Source organism: Actinotalea lenta (assembly GCF_030586465.1).
Classification (GTDB): Bacteria; Actinomycetota; Actinomycetes; order Actinomycetales; family Cellulomonadaceae; genus Actinotalea; species Actinotalea lenta.
In genome coordinates this window covers 2774567-2800192 of record NZ_JAUQYP010000001.1, presented here as the reverse complement: position 1 = coordinate 2800192, position 25626 = coordinate 2774567, and the positions used below count along the sequence as shown (strand labels likewise).

Genomic DNA, 25626 nt, shown 5'->3' with positions numbered 1-25626 from the left:
CCTGACCGTTGCAGCGCCTGTCAGCCGAACCAGAGGGCGAAGGCGGCGACCAGTGCCGCGACCACGATGATCCCGCGCAGCACGGGCGCGGGGATGCGTCGCCCGACCCGGGCGCCGAGCACGCCGCCGAGCGCCGAGCCGACCGCGACCAGCCCGGCGATCTTCCAGTTCACGATCCCGCCGAGGATGAAGACGACGGCGCCTACGACGTTCGCGGTCCCGGCCAGGACGTTCTTCGCGCCGTTGGCGCGCTGCAGGTCCGTGCTCCACGCGATGCCCAGCAGGGAGATCAGGACGACGCCCTGCGCCGCGCCGAAGTATCCGCCGTAGACCCCCGTCGCGGTGATGCCGAGGGCGAGGCCAAGCGAGAGCGGGGCCGTCTCGGCGGCGCCGTGCTCGTGCTCGGAGTGCCGCCGCAGAGCCCGCGCAACCCGCGGCTGGACGGCGGCGAGCACGGCCGCGACCACCAGGAGCCACGGCACGACGGCCGTGAAGGTGCCCGGCGGTGCCGTCACCACGAGCAGCGACCCGGCGATCCCGCCGACGGCGGACAGCAGGGCCATCCGGATCACCTGCGGCCAGTGCCCGGCGAGCTCGCGGCGGTAGCCCCACGCGCCCGTCACCGCGCCCGGGACGAGCCCGACGGTGTTGGAGGCGTTGGCGACCAGCGGGGGGACCCCGAAGGCCACCAGCACCGGGAAGGTCACCAGGGTGCCGGCGCCGACGATGGTGTTCACGGTGCCGGCCGCGAGGCCGGCGAGCAGCACGCCGATGAGGTCGAGCCAGGACAGGTCGGTCACCGGCCCACCGCGTACGCCTGGGCGCCCCTCGAGGTCGCGCCGCCGTGCAGCAGTCCGTCGGGTCTGGTCCCGGCCGCGGACAGCCGGCCGAGCGACCAGGGTCCGGTCACGGTCACGCGGTGCCCGCGGCGCCGCAGGTCGGCGATCACGTCGGCGCCCACGCGCTCCTCGACGTGCAGGCCCAGCACCTCGACGGTGCGCGGCTCGAAGGACGCGACGTGGTGCGTGGTGTGCCACATGGGACCGTCGATCGCGGCCTGCAGGTCCCGGCCGCCCAGCAGGTGGCGCAGCAGGAAGGGCACCTGCCACTGGTCCTGCATGTCACCGCCAGGCGTGCCGCAGGCCAGCTCCGGGGTGCCGTCGCGCAGCACCAGGGTCGGACTCAGGGTGGTGCGTGGGCGTCGGCGCGGTCCGAGCGTCGTGGCCAGACCGGGCTCGAGCCAGAACATCTGGGCGCGGGTCGGCAGGGCGAAGCCGAGCCCGGGGATGACCGGGGACGACTGCAACCAGCCGCCGCTCGGGGTGACCGCGACGGTGTTCCCCCAACGATCCACGACGTCGAGGTGGCAGGTGTCCCCGCGCGGCGGGTCGCCGGCGCCGAACGTGGGCTCGCCGGTGCCGCCGGCCGCCGCACGACCCGTGCCCGTCCCGGCTCCGTCCGCATCGAGCGCGTCGAGCACCAGGCGCGGCAGGCGGGGTGTGCGGCCGTCGGGGGAGCCCGGGCGCAGCTCGGCGGACGCCTCGGAGCCGATGAGACGGCGGCGCTGGTCGGCGTACTCCCGGGACAGCAGCGTGTCGAGGGGGACATCGGTGTGGTCGGGGTCGCCGTACCACGCGTCCCGGTCCGCCAGCGCGAGCTTGGTCGACTCCACGACCGTGTGGATGAGCTCGGCACTCGTGGGCAGCGTGTCCGCGAGGTCCATGCCCTCGAGCACGAGGAGCTGCTGGAGCAGTACCGGTCCCTGGCCCCAGGGTCCCGTCTTGGCGATCGTGCGCCCGAACACCTCGGCGGTGACCGGTGGTTCTTCGCGCACCCGCCAGGTGGCGAGGTCGTCGGCGGTGAGCAGACCGGCGTGCGCGGTGCCGGAGGAGTCCATCGCGGGCTCCCGGACGGCGTCGGCGATGCGCTCGGCGACGAAGCCGGAGTAGAAGGCCGTACGAGCCGCCTCGATCTGGGCTTCGCGGTCGACGCCGGCGGCCTCTGCCTCGCGGACCAGCGCCTGCAGCGTGCGGGCCAGGACCGGGTTGCGGAACCGGGAGCCGGGCGGCGGCACCTCGCCCTGGGGCAGCCAGGTGCGCGCCGAGGAGGTCCAGTGCTCGGTGAAGGTGGGCGCGAGCCTGCCGATCGCGGCCGAGGCTGCGGGCAGCAGGGGGTGGCCGTCGGCGGCGTACCCGATCGCGGGCTCGAGCACGTCGCGCACGTGCCAGGTGCCGTACCGCGCGAGCAGGTCCATCCAGGTGCCGAACGCCCCGGGGACCACGGCCGCCAGGTAGCCGGTGCCCGGGACGACGTCGAGGCCCAGCTCCGTGAAGGCTTCTGGGGTCGCGGCCGCGGGCGAGGTGCCCTGCCCGCACAGCACGAACGGTTCCCCGCCCGCACGGCAGCCCACCAGCGGGACGTCCCCGCCCAGGCCGTTGAGGTGCGGTTCCACGACGTGCAGCACGAGCCCGGCGGCCACGGCCGCGTCGAACGCGTTGCCGCCACGCTCGAGCACGCCCATGCCGGTGGTCGAGGCCAACCAGTGCGAGGAGGCGACCACCCCGAGCGTGCCGGCGATCTCGGGACGGGTGGTCACGCCCGGCATCGTTGCACAGCGGACGACGTGGTCTCGACCTGGCGGTGCGACCGGGGGAGCCTCGCTGTGGCCGGGACGTCCTCGTTTGGAGCCGCCGTCCGGCTCCGGTACGATCGTGCGCCGGTACGCCGCGCGGCCGTCGAGGGAGAATGACTCCTGGGGCGCCGATGCGGATACCCCGGTGGGGTATGGTGTAATTGGCAGCACGAGTGATTCTGGTTCACTTAGTCTAGGTTCGAGTCCTGGTACCCCAGCGATGATCGTCCCGGCCCGGCCGGGCGGTCACACTGGTCGGCGGACCACCGCCCATGCGGTATGGTTGTCCGCTGTCGCTCCCGGCAACGGGAGTGTCCTGGCCCCCATCGTCTAGCGGCCTAGGACGCCGCCCTCTCACGGCGGTAGCAGGGGTTCAAATCCCCTTGGGGGTACGACGGCGTGTTCGTGCAACGAACGCGTTGAGGTGTGGGGTGACGCCCGGTCGGACCGAGTCCGGCCGGGCGTCACTGTCTGACGGCGCCGAACAGAGGCGCCGAACAGAGGCGCCGAACAGACATGTACCACCTGGCTCCTGTCGCACCACCCGCCGAGACGGTCCTGGCCGGCCTGGCGGTGCGGGGCATGCACGGGCGGCTCGGGCCCCTGTCATGCCATCCGGGCCGGACGAGAGCGGCTGGCGCGGCGAACAGGGTGGAGGACGCGGATCGCCGCCCACAGCGTGGACGGCCCCGCACGGATCGCAGTCTGAGTACTGCTTCGCCGCGTGGGGCGCCGGTACTGCGTCGGCGAGCGCGCCTCACCGAGCGCACATCGGCATGCCCCGCCAGACCGCGCCGGCCGCGGCGCGGACCGGGGCCTTCGTTCCTGGACGGGCGAGCGGCGTGGTGGGATCGTCGTGGGGACAAGGGGGAACGATGCGGGCTGTGCGATGGGCCGTCCTGGCGGTGTTCGTGGCGTACGGCGCCGTGCTCGTCCGCGACCAGATCGCCGGTCGCCAGACGTCCCTGTGGTTCGTGATGGCCCCGTGGGGAACTTTCGCCCTGCTGGCCGTGGCCCGCGTGGTCCGAGAGGCGATGCGCTCGGGTGTCGAGCCGGGCGTGCGGCGCGTGGTGCGGCCCGGGTTCCAGGGTCTGGACGAGGTCCAGGCGATCCAGCTCGGGCGCCCCACCGGCCTCGTGGTGACCTACGGGTCCGACGAGCCACCGACGTCGGCGCTCATCGAGCCGCACCCGGACCGCTTGGACGCGGGGCCGTGGACGCTGCGGACAAGCGCCGACGGCGCAGTCGAGGTCGAGACCGGGGACGACGCGAACGCCTGAGAATCACGGCCGGTCGGCGATCTCCGCCCTCACTCCCCGGTGCGGCGCAGTACCTCGGTGAGGCGGTTGGCGGCGGCCACCACGGCTCCCGCGTGCAGCCGACCGGGCTGGCGGGTCATGCGCTCCACCGGGCCCGAGATCGACACCGCGGCCACCACGCGGCCCGACGACCCCCGCACCGGTGCGGACACCGAGGCGACGCCGGGCTCGCGCTCGGCGACCGACTGCGCCCAGCCCCGCCGACGCACGCCGGACAGGATCGTCGCGGTGAACCGAGCACCCTGCAGGCCGCGGTGCAGCCGGTCCGGCTCCTCCCAGGCCAGCAGGATCTGCGCCGCGGACCCGGCCTGCATGGTCAGCGTGGCGCCCACGGGGATCGAGTCGCGCAGGCCCATGGTGGGGCGCTCGGCGGCGGCGACGCAGATCCGCTGGTCGCCTTGCCGGCGGTAGAGCTGCGCGGACTCCTGGCAGTGGTCGCGCAGGGCCGCGAGCACGGGGTTGGCGGCGGCCAGCAGGCGGTCCTCGCCGGCCGCGGTGGACAGCTCGCCGAGGCGGGGTCCGAGGATGAACCGACCCTGCATGTCCCGCGCCACGAGGCGGTGGTGTTCGAGGGCCACTGCAAGGCGGTGCGCCGTAGGTCGGGCAAGATGGGTGGCGGCGACGAGCTGCGCGAGGGTCATCGGGCCCGCTTCGAGCGCGCTGAGAACGGCCGCGGCCTTGTCCAGGACGCCGACTCCGCTAGAGTTGTCCATAGGTCGATATTGGCGTCTCGCAGGCTGAGATGCAAGTACCTACGCCGATCAACCCGGACGCAACCGGAGCCGCCGGCACCGATGCGGCGAGCACGAGAGGAACATCATGGCAGGAACCCTGGCGGAGAAGGTCTGGAACGCGCACGTCGTGCGTCGCGGTACGGACGGCGCGCCGGACCTGCTCTACATCGACCTCCACCTCGTGCACGAGGTGACCAGCCCGCAGGCCTTCGAAGGCCTGCGCCTCGCCGGGCGCCCGGTGCGGCGTCCGGACCTGACGATCGCCACCGAGGACCACAACACCCCGACGCTGGACATCGACCTGCCGATCGCGGACCCGACCAGCCGCACGCAGATCGAGACGTTGCGCCGCAACGCGGCCGAGTTCGGGGTCCGCATCCACTCCCTCGGGGACGCGGACCAGGGCATCGTGCACCAGGTGGGCCCCCAGCTGGGCCTGACCCAGCCCGGCCTGACCGTGGTCTGCGGCGACTCGCACACCTCGACGCACGGCGCTTTCGGCGCGCTCGCGTTCGGGATCGGGACGTCCGAGGTCGAGCACGTGCTGGCGACCCAGACGCTGCCGCTCGCGCCCTTCAAGACGATGGCGATCACGGTCAACGGCCAGCTCCCGGCTGGTACGACGAGCAAGGACATCATCCTGGCGATCATCGCCAAGATCGGGACCGGTGGCGGCCAGGGCTACGTCCTGGAGTACCGGGGCGAGGCGATCCGCACCCTCTCGATGGAGGCGCGGATGACCATCTGCAACATGTCGATCGAGGCCGGCGCGCGCGCCGGCATGATCGCGCCCGACGAGACCACGTTCGAGTACCTCAAGGGCCGGCCGCACGCGCCCGAGGGCGCCGAGTGGGACGCCGCCGTGGAGTACTGGCGCTCGCTGCGCACCGACGACGACGCCGTGTTCGACGCCGAGGTCGTCCTCGAAGCCGCCGACCTCGAGCCGTTCGTGACCTGGGGCACCAACCCGGGGCAGGGCCTGCCGCTGAGCGGGAACGTGCCGGTGCCCGCGCAGATCCCCGACGAGAACGCGCGGATCGCCGCCGAGCGCGCGATCGAGTACATGGGTCTGACCCCCGGGATGGCGCTGCGTGACATCCCGGTGGACACGGTCTTCATCGGCTCGTGCACCAACGGCCGGATCGAGGACCTGCGCTCGGTCGCCAAGCTGTTCCGGAACCACACGAAGGCGCCCGGCGTCCGGGTGCTCGTGGTGCCGTCCTCCGCGCGGGTCCGGCTGCAGGCCGAGGCCGAGGGCCTGGACCGGATCTTCCTGGACTTCGGCGCCGAGTGGCGGAACGCCGGGTGCTCGATGTGCCTGGGCATGAACCCGGACCAGCTCAAGCCGGGGGAGCGCGCGGCGTCGACGTCGAACCGGAACTTCGAGGGCCGGCAGGGCAAGGGCGGGCGGACCCACCTCGTCTCGCCCCTGGTCGCCGCGGCCACCGCCATCCGCGGCACGCTCTCGTCCGTGGCCGACCTCGACGGCGTCGAGGCACCGGACGGCAGCCCGCTCGAGCCGGCGACGGTCTGACCGGCGGTGCGCCCCACCCCGGTCGAGCCGACCACCCACCCGACCAGCCCGATCGCCTGAGAGGTAGCGCGATGGAGAAGTTCACCCAGCACACCGGCGTCGGGGTCCCGCTGCGGCGCAGCAACGTCGACACCGACCAGATCATCCCGGCGGTCTACCTCAAGCGGGTCACCCGGACCGGGTTCGAGGACGCCCTGTTCGCCGCGTGGCGCGGCGACCCGGACTTCGTGCTCAACCAGGACGCCTACCGGTCCGGCTCGGTGCTGGTCGCCGGCCCGGACTTCGGCACGGGCTCCTCGCGTGAGCACGCCGTGTGGGCGCTCAAGGACTACGGCTTCCGGGCCGTGCTCTCCAGCCGGTTCGCGGACATCTTCCGCGGCAACTCCGGCAAGCAGGGCCTGCTCGCCGCCCAGGTCGCCCAGGACGACATCGAGCTGCTCTGGAAGATCCTGGAGACGCACCCTGGAGCGCAGGTCACCGTAGACCTCGAAGCGCGCACGGTGCACTGCGAGGACGTGACCGTGCCGTTCCAGGTGGACGACTACACGCGGTGGCGGCTGATCGAGGGCCTGGACGACATCGGCCTGACCATGCAGCACGACGCCGAGATCGCGGAGTTCGAGAAGACCCGGGCGAGCTGGCGCCCCACGACGCTGCCGGCCAGGCACCTGCCGCCCGCGGAGATCGTGCCGGCGCGCGCGGTGCACGCCGACGACGCGCTGAGCTGACTCGCCGGGCACGTCCGGTCGGCTGCCGACGCTCGGCTGCCCACCCTCCGCAGCACGCCGTCGGCAGCACATGACCGCCAGACCGTCCGGTGCGGTGTTGAGCACGGTGGGTCGCTCGGCGGGGGGTGGGTCGTTCCCGTGGCGTGGCCGTTGTTGCCGGTCACGACGCGCGCGCGTAGGCCGGTGGCGGTGGTCCATTCCAGGGTGCCGGGTCCGGGTGGTTCGGGGTGCAGGATGCCCAGGTCCACGCGCACGTCCACGTGCACGCCGGCTCTGCCGTCCCGACTAGATGGTCGGTGGTCCGAGCCCGGCGCGTGCGAGGTGCGCCGACAGCGGGGTGCCCGGAGCCCAGTCCGCGTGCACCCACCATGTCACGCCCCAGTCCGCCAGCGCCGCGGCCCGGTCCGCGGCCTCCGCCGGGTCCTCGGGGACCGGCTCGCTGACCACCACCTCGTACGGCCCGATCCGGCCCTCTGCCTCCCGCCGTTCACCGATCAGCTCGAGCGAGCCCCGCACGACCTCGTCGTCCACCGGGTCGTGGGACCGCAGGCGCTGGACCACCAGGCCGTCCCAGTGGGCAGCCCGCTCCAGCGACCGCCGGCTCGGCCAGGCCCCCACGACCCAGACCGGCACCCGAGGGCGCTGCACCGTGCCCGGTGCGAAGGTGACGTCCTCGACCGTGGTGCACCTTCCGTGCACCGTCACGGAGCCACCCTCCGCGGCCGCCTCCAGCACGGCCAGCGCGTCGTCGAGCGCGGCGGCCCGGTCGCGCACGGAGATCTCGCGGCCCAGGCTGGAGTACGCGGCGTCGTCGTCCACGCCGAGCCCGACCGGGAGCACGAGCCGGCCACCGGAGAGGTGGTCGACCGTCTGCACCTGCCGTGCCAGCGTCGCCGCCGCGTGCCGGGCCGGTGCGAAGACCATGGCGCCCAACCGGACCCGGGACGTGCGAACCGCGGCCGAGGCCAGCAGTGCCCACGGATCCCATCCGTCGCTCCCGGGCACGGCCAACGCGTCCCACGTGAAGAACCCGTCCCAACCCGCCTCCTCGACGAGCTCCGCGAGGCCGACCATCGCCGACGGCGGACCTTGCGTGCCCACGAACCCGAACCGCACCACACCACCCCTCCCGGCGCGCGCGTCCCACGCGCCGATCGGCACGGTAGGACCGGCCACCGACAGCGACCCGACACCGGCGCCGTCCGCTCTCAGCGCCAACCGTGCACAGGACCTCCACCGCCGCAACTGCGCTGGAAAGGTGAGATTCACCCGTCCGTGCGCGACGATGTACGCCATGCACGATGTCCTTCACGTCAACGGCGGTCTCCCGCTGCACGGTGAGATCACCGTGCGGGGGGCGAAGAACTTCGTCTCCAAGGCGATGGTCGCCTCACTCCTGGGGGACACCCCGAGCGTGCTGCGCAACGTGCCCCAGATCCGGGACGTCGCGGTGGTGCGCGGCCTGCTGGAGCTGCACGGGGTCCGCGTCGACGCGGACGACGTCGCCGGCACCCTCAGCCTGGACCCACGCAACGTCGAGCAGGCGCACGTGGCCGACATCGACGCGCACGCCGGGTCCAGCCGGATCCCGATCCTGTTCTGCGGTCCGCTCCTGCACCGCCTCGGTGAGGCGTTCATCCCGGACCTCGGTGGCTGCCGGATCGGCGACCGCCCGATCAACTACCACCTGGACATCCTGCGCCAGTTCGGTGCGGAGGTGGACAAGCTCGAGCAGGGCATCGCGCTGCGGGCCCCGAACGGCCTGGTCGGCACCAAGATCCACCTGCCTTACCCGAGCGTCGGCGCGACCGAGCAGCTGCTGCTCACCGCCGTGCGCGCGAGGGGGCTCACGGAGCTGAGCAACGCGGCCATCGAGCCCGAGATCATGGACCTCATCAACGTCCTGCAGAAGATGGGCGCCATCATCTCCGTGGACACCGACCGGGTCATCCGGATCGAGGGCGTCCCCCGGCTGCGCGGCTTCCAGCACACCGCCCTCCCGGACCGGATCGAGGCGGCGTCCTGGGCGGCGGCCGCGCTGGCCACGGGCGGGGACATCACCGTCAAGGGCGCCAAGCAGCCCGAGATGACCACGTTCCTCAACGTGTTCCGCAAGGTCGGTGGCGAGTTCGACGTGCACGACGACGGCATCCGGTTCTGGCACCCCGGCGGCGAGCTGCGCTCGATCGTGCTCGAGACCGACGTGCACCCCGGTTTCATGACGGACTGGCAGCAGCCGCTCGTGGTGGCGCTGACCCAGGCCACCGGACTGTCGATCGTGCACGAGACGGTCTACGAGAACCGCTTCGGGTTCGTCGACGCGCTGCGCGGCATGGGAGCGACCATCCAGGTCTACCGGGAGTGCCTCGGTGGGCACCCCTGCCGGTTCGGGCAGCGCAACTTCTACCACTCGGCCGTGGTCAGTGGCCCGACGCCGCTCGAGGCGGCGGACATCGAGGTGCCGGACCTGCGCGGCGGCTTCTCCCACCTCATCGCGGCGCTCACCGCGAAGGGAACCTCGAACGTCGCGGGCATCGGGATCATCGACCGCGGCTACGAGCACTTCCTGGACAAGCTCGACGCGCTGGGGGCGGAGTTCTCGCTGTCCTGACGCCCCGGTGCCCGGGTCCGCTCCGTCCCGGCCCGGCCGTGCAACAACCAGCCGTCGCGACCCGGCGGGTACCATCGGCGCCGTGCCGGCTCCTGAGCGATCCTCGCGGACGTACCGCAACCTTGCGCGCGTGATCCGTCCGACGCTGCTGTCCATGACACGCCCGGACTGGCACGGCGCGGAGCATCTGCGCCAGCCGGGCGGCTTCATCGCCGCGGGCAACCACGCGACCAACATCGACCCGCTGACCTTCGCCCACTACCTGTGGGACAACGGCGTGGCGCCGCGAATCCTGGCCAAGGACTCGCTGTGGAAGATCCCGCTCCTCGGCCGCCTGCTGACGGCCACCGGGCAGATCCCCGTCTCTCGCGGCACCAGCACCGCAGCCCAGTCGCTCGAGGCCGCGCGTCGGGCGATCGCCGACGGGGAGTGCGTGGTGGTGTTCCCCGAGGGCACCCTCACGCGCGAGCCCGACCTGTGGCCGATGCAGGGCAAGACCGGGGTCGCCCGCCTGGCGCTGGCGTCCCGGGCACCCGTGATCCCCATCGCGCAGTGGGGCGCGCACCGCCTGCTGGGCCGCTACAAGAAGCTGCTCAAGCCGATCCCGCGCAAGACGATCTGCGTCGTCGCCGGCCCGCCGGTCGACCTGACCGACCTGTACGACCGCGCTTCCGAGCAGGGTGTGCTGCGCGAGGCGACCGAACGGATCATGTCGGCCATCACCCGACAGCTCGAGGACATCCGGGGGCAGCAGGCGCCGGCTGAACGCTTCGTGTGGCGCAAGGGCATGCCGGAGCCGCGGTCGTGAGGGTCGCCGTCCTCGGGGCGGGCGCCTGGGGCTCGACGTTCGCCTCCGTGCTCGCCGACGCGGGCAACGACGTCATGGTCTGGGGCAGAGACCCCGCCGTGGTCGCCCGGATCGCCGACCAGCACAGGAGTCCGGCGGTCGCGGAGCTCGTCGTGCCGGACACGGTCCGGGCCACCACCGACCCGGCCCTGGCCATGCGGGGAGCGGAGCTGGTGGCCGTCGCCGTGCCCGCGCAGTCCGCGCGCGAGATCCTCACGCCGCTGGCCGGCCTCCTGGAGCCCGGCGCGGTCGTGCTCTCCCTCATGAAGGGCATCGAGCTGTCCACCGGGCTACGGATGTCCCAGGTGATCGTCGAGGCGCTCGGGGTGCCGGCGTCCCGCGTCGCGGTGCTGTCCGGGCCCAACCTCGCGCGGGAGATCGCCCAGCACCAGCCCACCGCCACGGTGATCGCCGCCCAGGACGAGGAGCTCGCCCGGCGGTTGACCGCCGTGTGCGCCACGGGCTGGTTCCGGCCCTACACCAACACCGACGTCATCGGGGTGGAGCTGTGCGGCGCGGTCAAGAACGTCGTCGCCATCGGCATCGGCATCGCCCAGGGCCGTGGCTACGGGGACAACACCACCGCGACGCTCATCACCCGCGGCCTCGCGGAGATCGCGCGACTGGGGCTAGCGCTGGGCGCGGACGTGGAGACCTTCGCGGGCCTGGCCGGGATGGGTGACCTGTTCGCCACGTGCGACTCGCCGCTGTCCCGCAACCACCAGCTCGGGCGGCGGATCGGTGAGGGCATGGACCTCGAGCACGCGCTCGCCGCCACCCCTGGCACTGCCGAGGGTGTCAAGACGGCGCGCTCCGTCGTCGAGCTCGCCCAGCGGATCGGTGTCGACATGCCGATCAGCTCGGCGGTGTCCGCCGTGCTGCACGAGGGGCAGCCCGTTGACCTCATGGGTGAGCTCCTGCTGGCCCGTCCGCACAAGGCCGACGGGGTCTGAGCACGACGGGCCCGATCCCGCTCAGCCGGCGGGGACGGGGCTGCTCGACGCCTCGGGGGGCGTGGGCGATGCGGCGGGCGTCGGCGATGCGGGGGGCGACGCGGCGGCCACCTCGATGACCACGCGTGACGGGTCGCTCATGCCGTACACCCGGAACGGCCGACGCCCGGCCTGCACCCCGATGAAGACCTGGAGCTGCCCCTCGAAGATCGAGGACATCACCACCTCGTCCACCGCGTGCGTGCCAGGGCTGCGGATCGACTGCGGCCCGTCGTACGGGGCGCTGCCGTCCTCGGGGTAGGCGACGGGGTGCAGCAGCACCTGGAGGACGGCGTCCCCGGCGACGTCCACCTGCGCGCCGCTCGGGTCTCCCACGGGGGTGTCCACGTAGCTGACGTCCCAGCCGGGGATGTCGGGGCCGTCGAGCTGGAGGACCACACGGTCGAACGCGTCGTGGGCGCCCACCCGCAGGTCCACGAGCGTGCCGACCTCCTCGCCGGTGCCCTGGCCGGTCGCCCGCGCGGTGTCGGCCGGGAAAGGCAGCGTGTCCCCGGCCGCGTCGTCCGGGGTGCGGCTCTCGTCCGGTGCGGGCGACATCGTCTCCGAGACCGTCGACGGGGTTACGGACGGGGTGGGCGAGGAGGGAGGTGCCGGCACCCGAGTCGTGGCCGTGGGGCCGCTGCTCGAGGTGCCGTACGGGTCCAGCGTGCAGGCAGCCGTGCTCAGGGGCAGCATCAGGGCCACCGCCACGGCCGCAGCGCGGCGCACGCTCGACATCTCAGTCCTTCCTCGACCCGTCGATGCTACGCGCGGACGCCGTGGTCAGGGGGCGGCTCGCGGGTGCGACGCGGCGCTCAGCCGGTCCGGGTCAGCCCTCCTCAGGCGGCGTCTCCAACGCCTGCTCGAGATCCGCCCACAGGTCCTCGACGTCCTCGATGCCGACGCTCAGGCGAACGAGGTCCTGGGGGACGGTGGGGCTCTCGGTGGCGAACCGACGCCGGCGCTCGAGGAGGGACTCGACACCCCCCAGGCTCGTCGCGGGCACCCACAGGCGCACGGCATCGACCAGCGCGTCCGCCGCGGCGATCCCGCCACGCGGCCGGAGCCCGATCACGGAGCCGTACCCCGCCATCAGCCGGGTGGCCCGCTCGTGACCCGGGTCTCCCGGCAGGCTCGGGTGGCGCACCTCGAGCACGGCGGGGTGCTCGGCGAGCCGCTCGGCCAGCACGGCCGCCGACGCCTGCGAGTGCTCCACGCGCAGCGCGAGCGTCCGCAGCCCCCGCAACGCCAGCCATGCCTCCCACGGCCCGGCGATCGCGCCGTGCAGCGTGCGGTGCGCGACCACCCGGTCGCGCAGGTCCGCCTGGTCCGTCAGGACCGCACCCAGCACGACGTCGGAGTGCCCCGCCAGGTACTTCGTCACCGAGTGCACCACGAGGTCCGCACCGTGCTCGAGCGGCCGCTGCACCATGGGGGTCGCGAACGTGTTGTCGACCGCGACGGCTGTTCCCACGGCATGCGCCCCGGCGACGAGCGCAGGGAGGTCGGCGACCTCGAGCATCGGATTGGTCGGCGACTCCACCCACAGCAGGTCCGCAGCGTCCCCGTCGCCGCGGACCGCTGCCAGCACGGCGTCGGTGTCCGCGACGTCGACGCGCTGGACGTGCAGGCCGCAGCGGCGGCCGAGGTCCTCCAGCAGCGCCCCGGTCAGCTGGTAGGCGTGCTGCGGCACCACGACCCGGCCGCCCGCCGGGACCACCGAGAGCGCGGCGTCGATCGCCGCCATCCCCGAGGACGTCACCACGGCTGGGGTCGCGGCTGCCTCGAGGGCGGCGAGCGCCGCCTCCAGCTCGTCCCAGGTGGGGTTCGCGTTCCGGCCGTACAGCGGCTCATCGGGTCGTGGAGGTCCGCTGGAGACGTAGGTCGAGGACAGCACCGGCGGTGCGGTCAGCGGTGCGCCGCGGCGTCGTTCGGGCCGGCCGGCGGTGACGGCGATCGTGGCGCGGGACAGACCTGTGGAGTGGCTCACGCCGGCCAAGCCTAGGCTCGGCCGCGCTGCTAGCCTTGCTCGCCGTGCTGACGGTCGTTGCGGGGGACCTCCTGGCCGACCGGACCGGTCGGCAGGACTCGGACGTCCTCGCGCTGCACGGGTGGATGCGCACCGGCGCCGACTTCGCCCGGGTGCTGGAGGGCCACGACGGTCTCGCGGTCCACCTGCCCGGGTTCGGGACCACGCCGCCACCCCCTGAGGCGTGGGGGAGCGAGGAGTACGCCGACCACCTCGCGGGCGCGCTGAGCGGGACGGGACCGTACGTCGTCGTCGGGCACTCGTTCGGCGGCCGGGTCGCCGTCCGGCTGGCGGTGCGGCATCCCCGGCTGGTCCGGTCCCTGGTGCTCACCGGGGCGCCGCTCGTCCGTGCGACGCCTCCGCCGGCCCCCGCGCTGCGGGTCCGCGTGGCGAAGCGGCTGCACGCCGCGCACCTCCTGCCCACGGCGGTCCTGGAGCGGGCGCGCAGGAACGCCGGCTCGGAGGACTACCGGGCCGCCCAGGGCGTGATGCGCGACGTCTTCGTGCGCGTGGTCAACGAGGACTACCGCGAGGACCTCGCGCGGATCGCCGTGCCGGTCACCATGGTCTGGGGGGAGCTCGACGACTCGGCGCCGCTCGCCGGAGCGCGGCTGGCGGCCGACCTGGTCCCCGGCGCACGGCTCGAGGTGGTGGCCGGCGGCGGGCACCTGCTGACCGGGGACCTGGAGGACCGCGTCGCAGCGGCCCTGAGCGAGCACCTGGAGCGTGACCGATGATCGACGTCGTGGGACTGGTGCTGGTCGCCGCCCTGACGGCGCTCGGCGGCCTGCGCTGGCTGCGAGTGAGCCAGCGCGAGCACTACCTCCCGGGCCGCGCCACGCGGATCGCCCAGATCTGGTTCACCCGTTCAGGCGTGGACGCCGCCGGGGCGGGGCTCGCCGCGCTGCTGGCCCTGGTCGCGCTCGCGCCACTCGGCGGCGCCTGGGCGGCCGGCCTGGCCGGGGCCGTGCTGGGTGCGCTCGTGCCGCTGCGCCTGTCGGTGCGCGGGCGGACCTCCCGGCTGGCCTGGACGGGGCGGATGCGCCGGCTGGCGATCGGCTGGTTCCTCGTCGTGGTGGTCCTCGGCGGGCTGCTCGCGTGGCTCGTGCGTCCGGCAGGCGCCGCCCTGGTCGCCGTCACGGTCCCGCTGACCGTCGACCTCGCCGCGTGGCTGGCCGGGATGGTGGAGAAGCGGATGTCCGCGTCGTTCGTCTCCCGGGCGCAGCAGCGGCTGGCCCGCGTGCGGCCGGCGGTTGTCGCGATCACCGGCTCCTACGGCAAGACGTCGACCAAGGGCTACGTCGCGCACCTGCTGGCCACCAGCCGGGCCGTGGTCGCCTCGCCCGCGAGCTTCAACAACCGCCTCGGGCTGTCCCGCGCGGTCAACGACGGCCTGGTGGACGGCACCGAGGTCTTCGTCGCGGAGATGGGCACCTACGGCCCCGGTGAGATCCGCGAGCTGTGCGGGCTGTTCCCACCCGACGTCGCGGCGATCACCACGATCGGCGAGGCACACCTGGAGCGGATGGGCTCGCGCGAGGTGATCCTGCAGGCCAAGTCGGAGATCACCGAGCGTGCCCGGTCCGTGGTGCTCCCCGTGGACGAGCCGGGGCTCGCGGCGCTCGCCGAGCGCTGCCGGGCCGAGGGCAAGCGCGTGGTGACGTGCAGCGTCACGGGGCTCGAGGCGGACGTCGTGGTGGACCTGGCCGCCGGCACGGCGACGCTGCCAGGACCGGACGGGCGGGTCACGCTGGACCTGGGCGACGGCGTGGCGCACGGTGTCAACCTCGCGGTCGCGCTGGGCATCGCCGTCGTGCTGGACGTCGACCCGGCGGGACTGCGCGGGCGCCTGACCGGGCTGCCCCGCGCCGCGCACCGGGCGGAGGTGCAGCGCACCGCCGCCGGCCTCGTGGTGGTGGACGACACCTACAACGCCAACCCCGTCGGCGCCCGCGCGGCGCTCGAGGAGGCGGCGGCGCTGGTCGGCGAGGGCAGCCGGCTCGTGCTGGTCACCCCGGGCATGGTCGAGCTGGGCTCGGTACAGGCGGTGCGGAACACGACGCTCGGACGCCAGGCGGCCGAGCTCGGGGCGCACGTCGTGGTGGTCGGCCGGACCAACCGGACGGCACTGGTGGCGGGCGTCGAGCAGGCCGGTGGGAGCCACGACACGGTCGACCGACGCGACCAGGCGATCGATGTCGCGACACGGGTCGCGGGCCCGGAGGGCGTCATACTGTACGAGAACGACCTGCCCGACCACTATCCGTGAGCCGGGCCCCCGACCCGCGAGGTAGCCACCCGATGCCCGAGAGCCCGAGCACGTCCGACGCCCGCTGGGCCGTCGTCTTCGGTGGACCGTCTCCCGAGCACGAGATCTCGATCCTCACCGGCCTGCAGGCCGAGCGAGTTCTCACGGGCGCCGGTCAGCAGGTGGTACCGCTGTACTGGTCGCCGACCGGTGCCTGGTTCCTGGTCCCCGCGGGCACCGAGGCGAAGGACTATCTCGAGGGTGCCCCGTCCGGCGCCCGTCCCGTCGACGTGCGCGTGGGCGCCGACGGTGGGCTGTTCGTCAAGGGCCGGCTGCGCAGCGAGCGCCTCGAGATCTCCGCCGCGCTGTCCTGCCTGCACGGCGGCCTCGGTGAGGGGGGCGGCTACGCAGGGCTGATGGCGCTCCTCGGCATCCCGACGACCGGTGGCAGCGTCTACGCCTCCGCCCTGGGCATGGACAAGCTCGCGTTCGGCGGCGTGCTGGCCGCCGCGGGTATCCCGACGCTGCCGCGCGTCGCGCTGGAGCCCGACATCGACCCGCCGTTCGACGGGCCGTACATCGTCAAGCCGCGGTTCGGCGGGTCCTCGATCGGCATCGAGATCGTCGACGACGTGGCGGCCGCGCGGGTCGTGGGCCGAACCTCGGCGCACCTGCGCGCCGGCGCGGTCGTGGAGCCGTTCCGCGGGGACCTGGTGGACCTCAACATCTCGTTCCGCACGGGCGCTGCCCAGCTCGAGGTCTCCGACCTGGAGAAGCCGCTGCGTTCCCCGGACGGTGCGGTCTACTCCTACGACGAGAAGTACCTGGCCGGCGGCCCGGGGCAGGCGGGCCTGACCGCCGCGCCACGCGAGCTGCCCGCGCAGGTCCCCGCCCAGGTCTCCGAGCTGGCCGAGCGTCTGGCGCGGCGGGTCGCGGCGGTCACCGGGATCACGGGCGTGGCCCGGGTGGACTTCCTGTACGACGAGGCCTCGGGCGACCTGGTGGTCAACGAGGTCAACGCCGTGCCCGGCGCGCTGGCGCTGTACCTGTGGGCGCCCACGGTGGCGGCGTCCCAGGTCCTGCTCGACGCGCTGCGTGAGGCCCGCGACGCGCCCGTGGTCGCGGCGCCCAGCGGGTTCGGCTCGGGCGCGGCGCTGCGCGCCGCGGGCGGGATCGCCGGAAAGCTCGTCGGCCTGGACGGCCCTCGGCGGTAGGGTCCCGGACTCAGGCCCGGCCGGCTCCCCGCCGCTTGGCCTTGGCGAGAAGGTCGCCGAGCAGGTTCCCGAGCGGGCGGCCGACCTCGGCCGCCGCGAGCGGCAGGACCGAGGTCTCGGTGAGCCCGGGGGAGATGGCGGCCTCGAGGAACCACGGGACACCGTCCGCGTCGACCACGACGTCGGTGCGGGACAGGTCTCGCAGGCCGAGCACCCGGTGCACGGACTCCGCCTTGTGGCGTACCCGCGCCGCGGAGTCCTCGGTCAGCGGTGCGGGCAGCGCGATCGAGATCAGGTCGGCGCTGTAGCGCGCCTCGAAGCTGAACGGGGACACGCCCGGGTTCGCGAACTCCGCGGGCGGCAGCGCCTCGGGTTCTCCCTCGGCGTTCTCCACCACCACGGTCTCCACCGTGCGGCCCGCGACGTACCGCTCGATCAGGGCGACGTCCCCGAACGTGAAGCACCGCACCAGGGCCGCCGGAAGGTCCGCTGCGTCGGACACCAGGCTCATGCCCAGCGTGGACCCGCTGGTCGCCGGCTTGACCACCACCGGCAGCCCCAGGTCGGCGAGCACCGAGCGGACGATCTGCGTCGGGGACAGCTCGCGGAAGCTACGTGCCGAGATCGCCGCCCACGCCGGAGTGCGTAGCCCGGCGCGCTCGACGAGCACCTTCGCGACGACCTTGTCCCAGGCGAGGTGGCAGGAGGCCGGCGGCGAGCCGACGTACGGGATGCCGATCAGGTCCAGTGCGGTCTGCAGCGAGCCGTCCTCGCCGCTCGCCCCGTGCACCGCCAGGTACGCGGCCTCCACGTGGTCCGCGGTGAGCCGGTCGAGCAGCGACTCGTCCGCGTCGTACAGCGTCGCGTCGATGCCGGCCTGCCCCAACGCGAACTGCGCGCGGCGCCCGGAGCGCCAGGAGACCTCTCGCTCGTTGGACAGACCCCCGGCGATGACGGCCACCCTGGCCAGGTCGCTGCTCACAGCACCCTCCTCGATCGGTTGCCGCGATCCTAGGCCAGTCGGCCGTGCCGACCCAGGGCCGTCCGGCCACGTCAGACCCGGTGCCGCCCCGGACCCGGTGCCGCCCTAGACGCAGTGCCGGGTCGGGGGCACGGTGGAGATCGCCCGGCCCAGCTCCATGAGGAACGCGGTCGAGTGGGTGTCGGTCACCGCGGCCGGGACGAACACCTCCACGGCGGGGGACCGGCCGTACGTCGTGAAGGTCCAGTCCGCATAACCCCCGACGTCGGTCGCCCCGGGGACGGCCACCCAGTCGACGGAGTACGTGCCGTCGTCCGCCGTGACGCACTGGTCCGTCGTGGGTCCTGGAGGCGTCACTCCGCAGCGCAGCACGATCGCGTGGTCCGCGGAACCCCACGCGGCACTGGCCTGGCTGGTGGTCAGCAGCCGCGGCAGGCCCGCCAGGGTGTCGGGCAGCGACAGCACGAGCGTGGCGCACGCCGGGTCTCCCGCGTCAGGTGCGGGTTCCACCGGCACGCGGGTCGAGCAGGCGGCCAGGCCGGAGGTCAGCGCGACCGAGGTCAGCAGCAGCGCGAGGGGGCGGCGGGGCACGGCACCACGCTAGCGCCGGTAGCGTGGCGCCCCGTGGACGAGGACGGCCTGCTGGCCCTGATCGTGCCCCGGTTGCCCCGTGGGCGGGACACCGTGCTGGGACCGGGCGACGACGCGGCGATCGTCGCGGCGCCCGACGGCCGGGTGGTCGTGTCGACCGACGTGCTGGTCGAGGGCCGGCACTTCCGACGCCGGTGGTCGAGCGGCGCCGACGTGGGCTACCGCGCGGCGATGCAGAACCTCGCGGACGTCGCGGCGATGGGTGCCAGGCCGACCGCCCTCGTCGTCGCGCTGACCTGCCCGGCCGACGTCGCCCCGGAGTGGCTCGCGGACCTCGCCGACGGCATGGCGCAGGCGTGCGGCGAGGTGGGCGTCGTGGGAGGAGACCTGTCGACCGGAACCGAGCTGTCCGTGGCCGTCACGGTGCTCGGCGACCTGGCCGGTCGGCCGCCCGTGCTCCGCTCCGGCGCGCAGGTCGGGGACGTCGTCGCGCACGCCGGGGTCCGGGGGCGCTCGGCGGCGGGTCATGCCCTGCTGGACGCGGGACTCGACGGCTTCGACGAGCTGGTCGCCGCCTACCGGCGCCCCGTGGCCCCTCTCGGCGCGGGGATCGCCGCCTCGCGCGCGGGCGCCACGGCGATGCTGGACGTGTCCGACGGGCTGCTGCGCGACGCCCTGCGGATCGCCCGGGCCAGCGGGGTCGTGCTCGACCTCGACCCTCCGACCGCGGCGTTCGCGGACGACCTCGCCGTCCTCGCACCGGCGGCCGAGGCGCTCGCGGCCGACGCGGAGACCTGGGTGCTGGCCGGCGGAGAGGACCACGGTCTGCTCGCCACGTTCCCCCCGCACACCGAGCTGCCTGCGCCGTTCCGCGCCGTCGGGCGCGTCGTCGCTGGCGAGCCGGGGGTGAGGGTCGCCGGTGCCGCCCCTCGCGGTCCGCTGGGGTGGGACCACTTCGCCGGGCGCGACTGAGCCCGGGCCCGTCAGCCTCGGCGGTACCGGACCTCGAGGTAGGAGCTCTCGCCCGCGGTCTCCATGCGCTCGACGCCGTCCGGGCTGAACCCGTGCCGGCGGTAGAAGTGCCGGGCGCGTTCGTTGTCCGCCAGCGCCCACAGGGTGACCGGGTCCGCCTCGGGCAGGTCGGCGAGCAGGCTGCGCATCAGCTCACGGGCCACGCCGTGCCCCCACGCCGAGGGCTCGAGGAAGATCGCGTAGATCTCGTGGGTGCCGCGTTCGGCATCCTCGTCGCGGCTCGCCCCGACGTGCGCGAAGCCGACGATCTCGCCCTCGAGGTCGGCCACCAGCACCGACCCGCGGCGGGTCTCGATCGTCTCGCGCCACGTCTGCGTGCGGGCCGCCTCGTCGAGCGCGTCGAGGGTCGCGGGGTCCACGACGTCGGCGTACGCCTCGCGCCACGAGGTCAGGTGCACCCGCGCGATCGCGTCGGCGTCGTCGACGGTGGCTGGGCGGATGACCGCCTCGGGAAGCTCGTCCTGCATGGCCCCCAGCCTGCCATCCCGGGGGATGCCCAGGCCAGGCGGGTCGCTCCGCCGGGCGCGTCCGGGCGCGGCGCGGACGGGCACCGAGCGGCACGACGCCCGCGGGCCGGGAGCCGGCCGCGGGCGTCGTGCAGGGTCCAGGACCCCAGCAGGTGTGAGGTCAGGCGGTGCGTTGCACCTTGCCGGCCTTGAGGCACGAGGCGCACACGTTGACCCGCTTCGGGGTCCCGGCGACCACCGTGCGAACCCGCTGGATGTTCGGGTTCCAGCGCCGCTTGGTGCGCCGGTGGGAGTGCGAGATGCTGTGCCCGAAGCTCGGGCTCTTGCCGCAGATGTCGCAGTGAGCAGCCACGGGTCGGTCTCCTGATCGTCGCGCGCACGCAGCGCGGGTCATGTCGGTCGGACGGGGCAGGATGCGGTGGTGACGGCACGCGGCCCCGAGGTGCCCGGAACTGGCCGGACAACCTCGCTAGGGTAGCCGATCGCCGTGGGTGGCCCAAAACGAGCGCGTCGGCGCAGCCGGGGACGGAGGAGGCGTGGTCGGGACGCGCTGGGACGAGCCGCTCGGACGGCTGCTCGGCACCCGGGCCGCCGGGCCCTTCGCGGGACTCGGCCTGCACACCGCGGGCGACCTGCTGCGGCACTACCCGCGGCGGTACGCATCCCCCGGCCGCCTGACGGACCTGTCCTCGCTGAGCCCCGGGGAGCACGTCACAGTGATGGCCGAGGTGCGCCGCGCCACGGTGCGCACGATGCGTTCGCGAGGGGGGGCGATCCTGGAGGCGGTCGTCACCGACGGCACGCGCGAGCTGTCGCTGGCGTTCTTCGCCAAGAAGCCGGGTGCGCTTCGCCGTCACGAGTCGCGGCTGCGCCCGGGCACGCTCGGGATGTTCACCGGAGTCGTGCGCTTCTACCGGGGGGCCGCTCAGCTCACCCACCCCGACTACCAGCTGGTCGGCACCGACGTCGACGACGAGGCCGCGGCGCTCGTGGAGGCGACCCGGCCGATCCCGGTGTACCCCGCGTCCGCGGCGCTGCCCACCTGGCGCATCCAGCGCGCCGTGCGCACGGTCCTGGACCCCCTCACCGAGGAGGACGTGAACGACCCGCTGCCCACCGAGGTGCGCGAACGCGTGGGCCTACCGGGCCTGGTCGAGTCGCTGCGCCTGGTGCACGAGCCGTACACCGAGCAGGACTGGCGGCGCGGCCGGGACCGGTTGCGCTACGAGGAGGCTTTCGTGCTCCAGGCCGCGATGGCACGCCGCCGCGCCCAGGCCGCAGCGCGGCCGGTGGTCGCGCGTCCCACCACGCCAGGTGGGCTGCTGGCCGCCTTCGACGCCCGGCTGCCGTTCGTGCTGACCGCGGGGCAGCAGGACGTGGGCGCGCAGATCGCCGAGGACCTGGCGGCCGACGCGCCCATGCAGCGGTTGCTTCAGGGCGAGGTCGGCTCCGGCAAGACCGTGGTCGCGCTGCGCGCCATGCTCCAGGTGGTCGACGCCGGCGGCCAGGCGGCCCTGCTCGCGCCCACCGAGGTCCTCGCCACCCAGCACCTGCGCACGCTGCGCGAGCTGCTCGGTCCGCTCGCGCAGGAGGGCATGCTCGGTGCCGCGGACCGCGCCACCCGCGTGGTGCTGCTCACCGGGTCGCAGGCGGCCGCAGCGCGCCGCGAGGCCCTGCTCGACGCCGCCTCCGGCGCGGCGGGCATCGTCGTCGGTACCCATGCTCTGCTCGGCGAGCACGTGCAGTTCGCCGACCTCGGCCTGGTCGTGGTCGACGAGCAGCACCGGTTCGGCGTCGAGCAGCGCGACGCCCTGCGCAGCCGGGGGGACGAGGGCGACACCGTCCCGCACCTGCTCGTGATGACCGCCACCCCGATCCCGCGCACGGTCGCGATGACCGTGTTCGGGGACCTCGAGGTCTCCACGCTCACCGAGGTCCCGGCCGGCCGCGCCCCGGTCGCCACGCACGTCGTCCCGGCGGACAACGCGGCCTGGACGGCGCGGACCTGGGCGCGGGTGCGCGAGGAGGTCGACGCGGGTCGGCGGGCGTACGTCGTGTGCCCGCGGATCACCGCGGACGACGCCTCCGGCGCGGACGACGCGGACCTGCTGTCCGGCGAGCCCGACGACCAGGGCGCGACCCGGCCACCGCTGCGCGCCGTCGAGGAGGTCGCCGAAGAGCTCGCGACGCTGCCGGCGCTGGACGGCGTGCGCATCGGGACGCTGCACGGCCGGATGACGGCCGCCGCCAAGGACGATGCGATGGCAGCCTTCGCGGCCGGGCGTACCCCGGTCCTGGTGTCCACCACCGTCATCGAGGTGGGCGTCGACGTCCCCGAGGCCAGCGTGATGGTGGTGCTGGACGCCGAGCGGTTCGGTCTGTCCCAGCTGCACCAGCTGCGCGGCCGGGTGGGCCGCGGCACCGACCCGGGCCTCTGCCTTCTGGTGGCCCGCGCGCCCGAGGGCAGCGACGCCGCAACCCGGCTCGCCACGCTCGCCGGGACGACGGACGGTTTCGAGCTCGCGACCGTGGACCTCGAGCTCCGACGCGAGGGCGACGTGCTGGGTGCGTCCCAGTCCGGAAGCGCCAGCTCGCTGCGTCTGCTGCGGGTGGTCCGGGACGCCGCGCTGATCGCCCGGGCCCGCGACGAGGCCCGCGCGCTGGTCGACCGGGATCCCGCGCTGGAGGCCTGGCCTGCCCTGCTCGCCGCGATCGACGAGTGGCTCGAGCCGTCCGCCCAGGAGTACCTGGACCGAGCCTGACCCGCCGCCCTCGTAGGGTGGGGCCGTGGCCAAGAAGAGCTCCCGTCCTGCCGTGCTGCGCGCCGAGCGCCTGACCGTGGGGTGGGATGGGCGCCCCGTGTGCGGCGCCGCGACCTTCTCCGTACCCGCCGGACGGGCGGTGGCACTGGTCGGACCGAACGGCTCGGGCAAGTCGACCATCCTGCGGGCCGCTCTCGGCCTGCTCGAGCCCCTGTCGGGGACCGTGAGCCTGCTGGGCCGTCCGGTGGACGAGCGCGAGGCGTCCTTCCGCGCACAGGTCGCCGCCGTGCTCGACGACGACGCCTGGTTCCCCGCTCTCACGGTCGCCGAGCACCTGTACCTCGTGGCGCGCGGGCACGGTGTGGGGGACGCCGACGACGAGGTCGAGGCCCTGCTGGACGAGTTCGGCCTCACCGGGCACGCCAACGCCCTGCCCAACACGCTCTCCTCCGGGCAGCGCCGCCGGCTGCTGCTCGCCGCCGGCCTGGTGCGGCCGCGTTCGTTGCTGGTCCTCGACGAGCCGGAGCAGCGGCTCGACTCCGACATGCGCCACCGGCTCGCGGAACGACTCGTCGCCGAGAAGGACGCCGGGGGAGCGGTGCTGATCGCCACGCACGACCCGGAGATGCTCGCCACCGTGGCCGACGCCGCGTTGATCGTGGCGGACCAGACCCGCAAGGTCACGGTGGACGAGGCTGTCGACGCGCTGCGGCCGGGCGTGCTGTGAGCGAGCTCGCAGTCCGAGTGGGCGGCGAGCCGACCCCCGTTCCCGCGGCGCGATCCATCCGCGGCTACACGGCGGCGGTGGCGCGCAGCCGGGCCGGAGCCGGTATCGGGTCGCTGCTCGGCGACGTCTACTACGCGGGCGTGATGATCGGCGTCGGTGTCCTGCTCGCGCTGGGTGCGCTGCAGCAGCTCCCCGTCCGCGACGCCCCCGTCGCCGTCGAGGGCAGCACGTCGCTCGCCGGCCTCGCCGCGGTGCTGATGGTGGCGGTCGTCGGCGCGGTGCTGGGCACCGCCGGCCGGCTCGGGCCCATCGGGGTCGGCGGTGCCGAGGCGACCTGGTGGCTGACGCTGCCGGTGGACCGGCGGGGCCTGCTGCGCGGCTCGGTCTGGCGGCTGCCGGCGCTCGCGGCCCTCGTGACCGGGCTCGTCGCCGGCGTCCTCGCGGCCGTCGTCCCTGCGGTGGGCAATCCTGCGCAGGTCGGCCTGATGGGCGCGCTCGCAGCGGCCACGCTGGTCATCACGGCCGCGCTCGTGCAGGCCTGGCGCGGCTCGCGGGTCGCCGTGGTCGCCGGCGACGTGCTCCTGGCCACCGTGCCTGTGCTGGGCGCCGGGGCCGTGCTGGCGGGGTGGCACCCCGCCACCGTGCCCGCCGTGCCGTGGTGGACGCTCGCGCCCGCCGTCCTGGCACTCACCGGCCTCGTCTGGTGGCTCGACACCCGCCTGGGAGCGATCCCGGCGCGCAGCCTGCGGGAGAGCGGTTCGGTGGCGGCGCACGCGGCCGGTGCGCTCACGTCGATGGACTCGCGCGAGCTCGGTCGCGCACTGACCGACCGCACGGCACGCCAGTCTCGGCGCCGCTCGCTGCGCATGCGGCTGTCGGGCGGAGCTGTCCGGGCGCTGCTCACGGCGGACCTCCTGGTGCTGCTGCGCTCGCCACGCCACCTGGTGCAGATCGTCGCGGGCGCGCTGCTGCCGTACCTGGTGGTCAGCACGCCCGAGCTGGCCGGCCCCGCGCAGCTCGCCCTGGCGGTCCTCATCGGTGGATACCTCGCGACGCAGGCCACCGGCGAGGCGGCGCGGCGAGCCGAGATGACGCCCGCCGTCGACCGGCTGCTGCCGCTGTCGGCCCGAGACGTCCGGCGCGCGCACCTGGTGGTCCCGGCCACCGTGATGACCCTGTGGGCGGTGGTGGCGCTCGCGGCCGTGGGGATCTGGCACGGGGAGTTCTGGCCGTGGCTCGTCCTGGCCCTGGTGGCCGGCCCGGCCTGGGCGGGGGGCGCGCTGCGCTCCGCCTACCGGCCCGCGCCGAGCTGGGACAAGGCGTTGGTCTCGACCCCGATGGGCGCGGTGCCGATGGGTGCGGCCGCGGTCCTGGCCCGCGGCCCGGACGTGGTGATCGTCGGTCAGCTGCCGGCGCTGGTGGCGGTGCTGGTGGGCTCGGTGCCGCCGAGCGTGCTCGGCGTGCAGGTCGCGACCACCGTGGTCGCGTTGCTGTGGGGCTCCAGCACCGAGACGCGGTCCCTCATGGACCGGCTCGCCGAGGCCCAGGACGCGACCTCCACCCCACGGCGATGACCAGGATCGTGGCGGGCCGTGCGGGCGGGCGGTCCCTGGCCGTCCCCCCACGCGGCACGCGCCCCACCAGCGACCGGGTGCGCGAGGCGCTGTTCTCCCGGCTCGAGCACCTGGACGTGCTGGACGGCGCACGGGTCGTGGACCTGTTCGCCGGCTCCGGGGCGCTCGGCCTGGAGGCCGCCAGCCGCGGGGCGGCGGACGTGGTGCTCGTGGAGTCCGCCGGGCGAGCGGTCGCGGTGTGCCGGCGCAACGTGTCCGAGCTGGGTCTGCCGGGCGTGCGGGTGGCCGCGGAGCGGGTCCGGACCTGGCTCCAGCGCGGCCCGACCGGAGCCGGCGGCGCTCCGGTGATCGACCTGGCGCTGGTCGACCCGCCGTACGACCTTCCCGAGGAGGAGCTGGCAGGCGTCCTCGCCGACCTGGCCGGGTGGCTGGACCCGCAGGGTGTCGTCGTCGTCGAGCGTTCGGCACGGTCGCCCGAGCCGCCCTGGCCGACGGGGCTCGCGCGCTTCGACGACCGCCGGTACGGCGAGACCGCGCTGTGGTTCGCGGAGCCGGTCCCGCGCGAGGGCGCCCCCGCGCCTCCGGGTCACCTCGCGCCGTAGG

General features: G+C 74.4%; 24 protein-coding genes and 2 tRNA genes. 16 read left to right on the top strand and 10 right to left on the bottom strand.

What is annotated here, in order from left to right; translation table 11 throughout:
- Positions 1-20 precede the first annotated feature (20 nt).
- Entirely contained in the window at positions 21-800 is a 780-nt protein-coding gene (locus tag Q6348_RS13390; RefSeq protein WP_350339669.1) for a sulfite exporter TauE/SafE family protein, read from the bottom strand.
- Positions 797-2605, bottom strand: coding sequence for a gamma-glutamyltransferase family protein (locus tag Q6348_RS13385; RefSeq protein WP_304601775.1), 1809 nt, complete (start codon positions 2603-2605; stop codon positions 797-799). Before Q6348_RS13385 ends, Q6348_RS13390 begins: the two co-directional genes overlap by 4 nt.
- 173 nt (positions 2606-2778) lie before the next feature.
- Here Q6348_RS13385 and Q6348_RS13380 point away from each other — a divergent pair.
- The 3 genes from Q6348_RS13380 (at position 2779) to Q6348_RS13370 (ending at position 3912) form a co-directional block, all read left to right on the top strand.
- Positions 2779-2850, top strand: a tRNA-Gln gene (locus Q6348_RS13380).
- Positions 2851-2951: 101 nt separating this feature from the next.
- A tRNA-Glu gene (locus Q6348_RS13375) sits at positions 2952-3024 on the top strand.
- Between the two features lie 483 nt (positions 3025-3507).
- Complete coding sequence (locus tag Q6348_RS13370) at positions 3508-3912, top strand: hypothetical protein (RefSeq protein WP_304601774.1); 405 nt, start codon at positions 3508-3510, stop codon at positions 3910-3912.
- 29 nt (positions 3913-3941) lie between these two features.
- On the opposite strand, the gene Q6348_RS13365 is transcribed toward Q6348_RS13370, so the two are convergent.
- Positions 3942-4664, bottom strand: coding sequence for an IclR family transcriptional regulator (locus Q6348_RS13365; RefSeq protein WP_304601773.1), 723 nt, complete (start codon positions 4662-4664; stop codon positions 3942-3944).
- Between the two features lie 106 nt (positions 4665-4770).
- On the opposite strand from Q6348_RS13365, the gene leuC reads away from it, so the two are divergent.
- Both leuC and leuD read left to right on the top strand, forming a co-directional pair.
- On the top strand, positions 4771-6219 hold the full coding sequence (leuC, locus tag Q6348_RS13360; protein ID WP_304601772.1) for a 3-isopropylmalate dehydratase large subunit: 1449 nt from the start codon (positions 4771-4773) through the stop codon (positions 6217-6219).
- Positions 6220-6290: 71 nt separating this feature from the next.
- Positions 6291-6947, top strand: a complete 657-nt coding sequence (gene leuD / locus Q6348_RS13355) for a 3-isopropylmalate dehydratase small subunit (protein ID WP_304601771.1) — start codon at positions 6291-6293, stop codon at positions 6945-6947.
- A gap of 285 nt (positions 6948-7232) precedes the next feature.
- On the opposite strand, the gene Q6348_RS13350 is transcribed toward leuD, so the two are convergent.
- Positions 7233-8123 carry an LLM class flavin-dependent oxidoreductase gene (locus Q6348_RS13350; RefSeq protein WP_304601770.1) on the bottom strand — a complete coding sequence of 297 codons (891 nt, stop codon included), beginning with the start codon at positions 8121-8123 and terminating at the stop codon, positions 7233-7235.
- Positions 8124-8241: 118 nt separating this feature from the next.
- Between Q6348_RS13350 and murA the strand changes: the two genes are divergently transcribed.
- The 3 genes from murA to Q6348_RS13335 all read left to right on the top strand — a co-directional run bounded on the left by murA (position 8242) and on the right by Q6348_RS13335 (position 11358).
- Complete coding sequence (murA, locus tag Q6348_RS13345) at positions 8242-9558, top strand: UDP-N-acetylglucosamine 1-carboxyvinyltransferase (RefSeq protein ID WP_304601769.1); 1317 nt, start codon at positions 8242-8244, stop codon at positions 9556-9558.
- An 82-nt stretch (positions 9559-9640) separates the two neighbouring features.
- Positions 9641-10366, top strand: a complete 726-nt coding sequence (locus Q6348_RS13340) for a lysophospholipid acyltransferase family protein (RefSeq protein WP_304601768.1) — start codon at positions 9641-9643, stop codon at positions 10364-10366.
- The gene (locus Q6348_RS13335; protein WP_304601767.1) at positions 10363-11358 is read left to right on the top strand and encodes an NAD(P)H-dependent glycerol-3-phosphate dehydrogenase; all 996 of its coding nucleotides are present in this window, start codon (positions 10363-10365) and stop codon (positions 11356-11358) included. The genes Q6348_RS13340 and Q6348_RS13335 overlap by 4 nt, the downstream gene beginning before the upstream one ends.
- Before the next feature lie 21 nt (positions 11359-11379).
- On the opposite strand, the gene Q6348_RS13330 is transcribed toward Q6348_RS13335, so the two are convergent.
- Positions 11380-12135 carry an AMIN-like domain-containing (lipo)protein gene (locus Q6348_RS13330; RefSeq protein WP_304601766.1) on the bottom strand — a complete coding sequence of 252 codons (756 nt, stop codon included), beginning with the start codon at positions 12133-12135 and terminating at the stop codon, positions 11380-11382.
- Positions 12136-12226: 91 nt separating this feature from the next.
- Positions 12227-13387: a trans-sulfuration enzyme family protein gene (locus tag Q6348_RS13325; protein ID WP_304601765.1), complete on the bottom strand. Its 1161-nt coding sequence runs from the start codon at positions 13385-13387 to the stop codon at positions 12227-12229.
- A 44-nt stretch (positions 13388-13431) separates the two neighbouring features.
- Here Q6348_RS13325 and Q6348_RS13320 point away from each other — a divergent pair, with 44 nt between their 5' ends.
- The 3 genes from Q6348_RS13320 to Q6348_RS13310 are packed head-to-tail and all read left to right on the top strand — an operon-like array spanning position 13432 to position 16888.
- Positions 13432-14163, top strand: a complete 732-nt coding sequence (locus Q6348_RS13320) for an alpha/beta fold hydrolase (RefSeq protein ID WP_304601764.1) — start codon at positions 13432-13434, stop codon at positions 14161-14163.
- The gene (locus Q6348_RS13315; protein WP_304601763.1) at positions 14160-15695 is read left to right on the top strand and encodes a Mur ligase family protein; all 1536 of its coding nucleotides are present in this window, start codon (positions 14160-14162) and stop codon (positions 15693-15695) included. The genes Q6348_RS13320 and Q6348_RS13315 overlap by 4 nt, the downstream gene beginning before the upstream one ends.
- 32 nt (positions 15696-15727) lie before the next feature.
- Entirely contained in the window at positions 15728-16888 is a 1161-nt protein-coding gene (locus Q6348_RS13310) for a D-alanine--D-alanine ligase family protein (protein WP_304601762.1), read from the top strand.
- Positions 16889-16898: 10 nt separating this feature from the next.
- On the opposite strand, the gene Q6348_RS13305 is transcribed toward Q6348_RS13310, so the two are convergent.
- Together Q6348_RS13305 and Q6348_RS13300 are read right to left on the bottom strand one after the other, a co-directional pair.
- Positions 16899-17870: a D-alanine--D-alanine ligase family protein gene (locus tag Q6348_RS13305; protein ID WP_304601761.1), complete on the bottom strand. Its 972-nt coding sequence runs from the start codon at positions 17868-17870 to the stop codon at positions 16899-16901.
- Positions 17871-17975: 105 nt separating this feature from the next.
- Positions 17976-18461, bottom strand: coding sequence for a DUF3515 domain-containing protein (locus Q6348_RS13300; protein WP_304601760.1), 486 nt, complete (start codon positions 18459-18461; stop codon positions 17976-17978).
- 33 nt (positions 18462-18494) lie between these two features.
- Here Q6348_RS13300 and Q6348_RS13295 point away from each other — a divergent pair, with 33 nt between their 5' ends.
- Positions 18495-19433, top strand: coding sequence for a thiamine-phosphate kinase (locus Q6348_RS13295; protein ID WP_304601759.1), 939 nt, complete (start codon positions 18495-18497; stop codon positions 19431-19433).
- A gap of 11 nt (positions 19434-19444) precedes the next feature.
- Here Q6348_RS13295 and Q6348_RS13290 read toward each other — a convergent pair whose 3' ends face one another.
- On the bottom strand, positions 19445-19960 hold the full coding sequence (locus Q6348_RS13290; RefSeq protein ID WP_304601758.1) for a GNAT family N-acetyltransferase: 516 nt from the start codon (positions 19958-19960) through the stop codon (positions 19445-19447).
- Positions 19961-20120: 160 nt separating this feature from the next.
- Positions 20121-20312, bottom strand: a complete 192-nt coding sequence (gene rpmB / locus Q6348_RS13285; RefSeq protein ID WP_304601757.1) for a 50S ribosomal protein L28 — start codon at positions 20310-20312, stop codon at positions 20121-20123.
- Positions 20313-20496: 184 nt separating this feature from the next.
- Here rpmB and Q6348_RS13280 point away from each other — a divergent pair, with 184 nt between their 5' ends.
- From Q6348_RS13280 to rsmD, 4 genes are read left to right on the top strand one after another with little or no spacing between them, the layout of a single operon-like run.
- Positions 20497-22722 (top strand): ATP-dependent DNA helicase RecG, encoded by a 2226-nt coding sequence (locus Q6348_RS13280; RefSeq protein WP_304601756.1) that lies wholly within the window; start codon positions 20497-20499, stop codon positions 22720-22722.
- Between the two features lie 25 nt (positions 22723-22747).
- Complete coding sequence (locus Q6348_RS13275; RefSeq protein ID WP_304601755.1) at positions 22748-23449, top strand: ABC transporter ATP-binding protein; 702 nt, start codon at positions 22748-22750, stop codon at positions 23447-23449.
- The gene (locus Q6348_RS13270) at positions 23446-25023 is read left to right on the top strand and encodes a DUF6297 family protein (protein WP_304601754.1); all 1578 of its coding nucleotides are present in this window, start codon (positions 23446-23448) and stop codon (positions 25021-25023) included. Before Q6348_RS13275 ends, Q6348_RS13270 begins: the two co-directional genes overlap by 4 nt.
- Positions 25020-25625, top strand: a complete 606-nt coding sequence (rsmD, locus tag Q6348_RS13265; protein WP_304601753.1) for a 16S rRNA (guanine(966)-N(2))-methyltransferase RsmD — start codon at positions 25020-25022, stop codon at positions 25623-25625. The genes Q6348_RS13270 and rsmD overlap by 4 nt, the downstream gene beginning before the upstream one ends.
- Position 25626 lies beyond the last annotated feature (1 nt).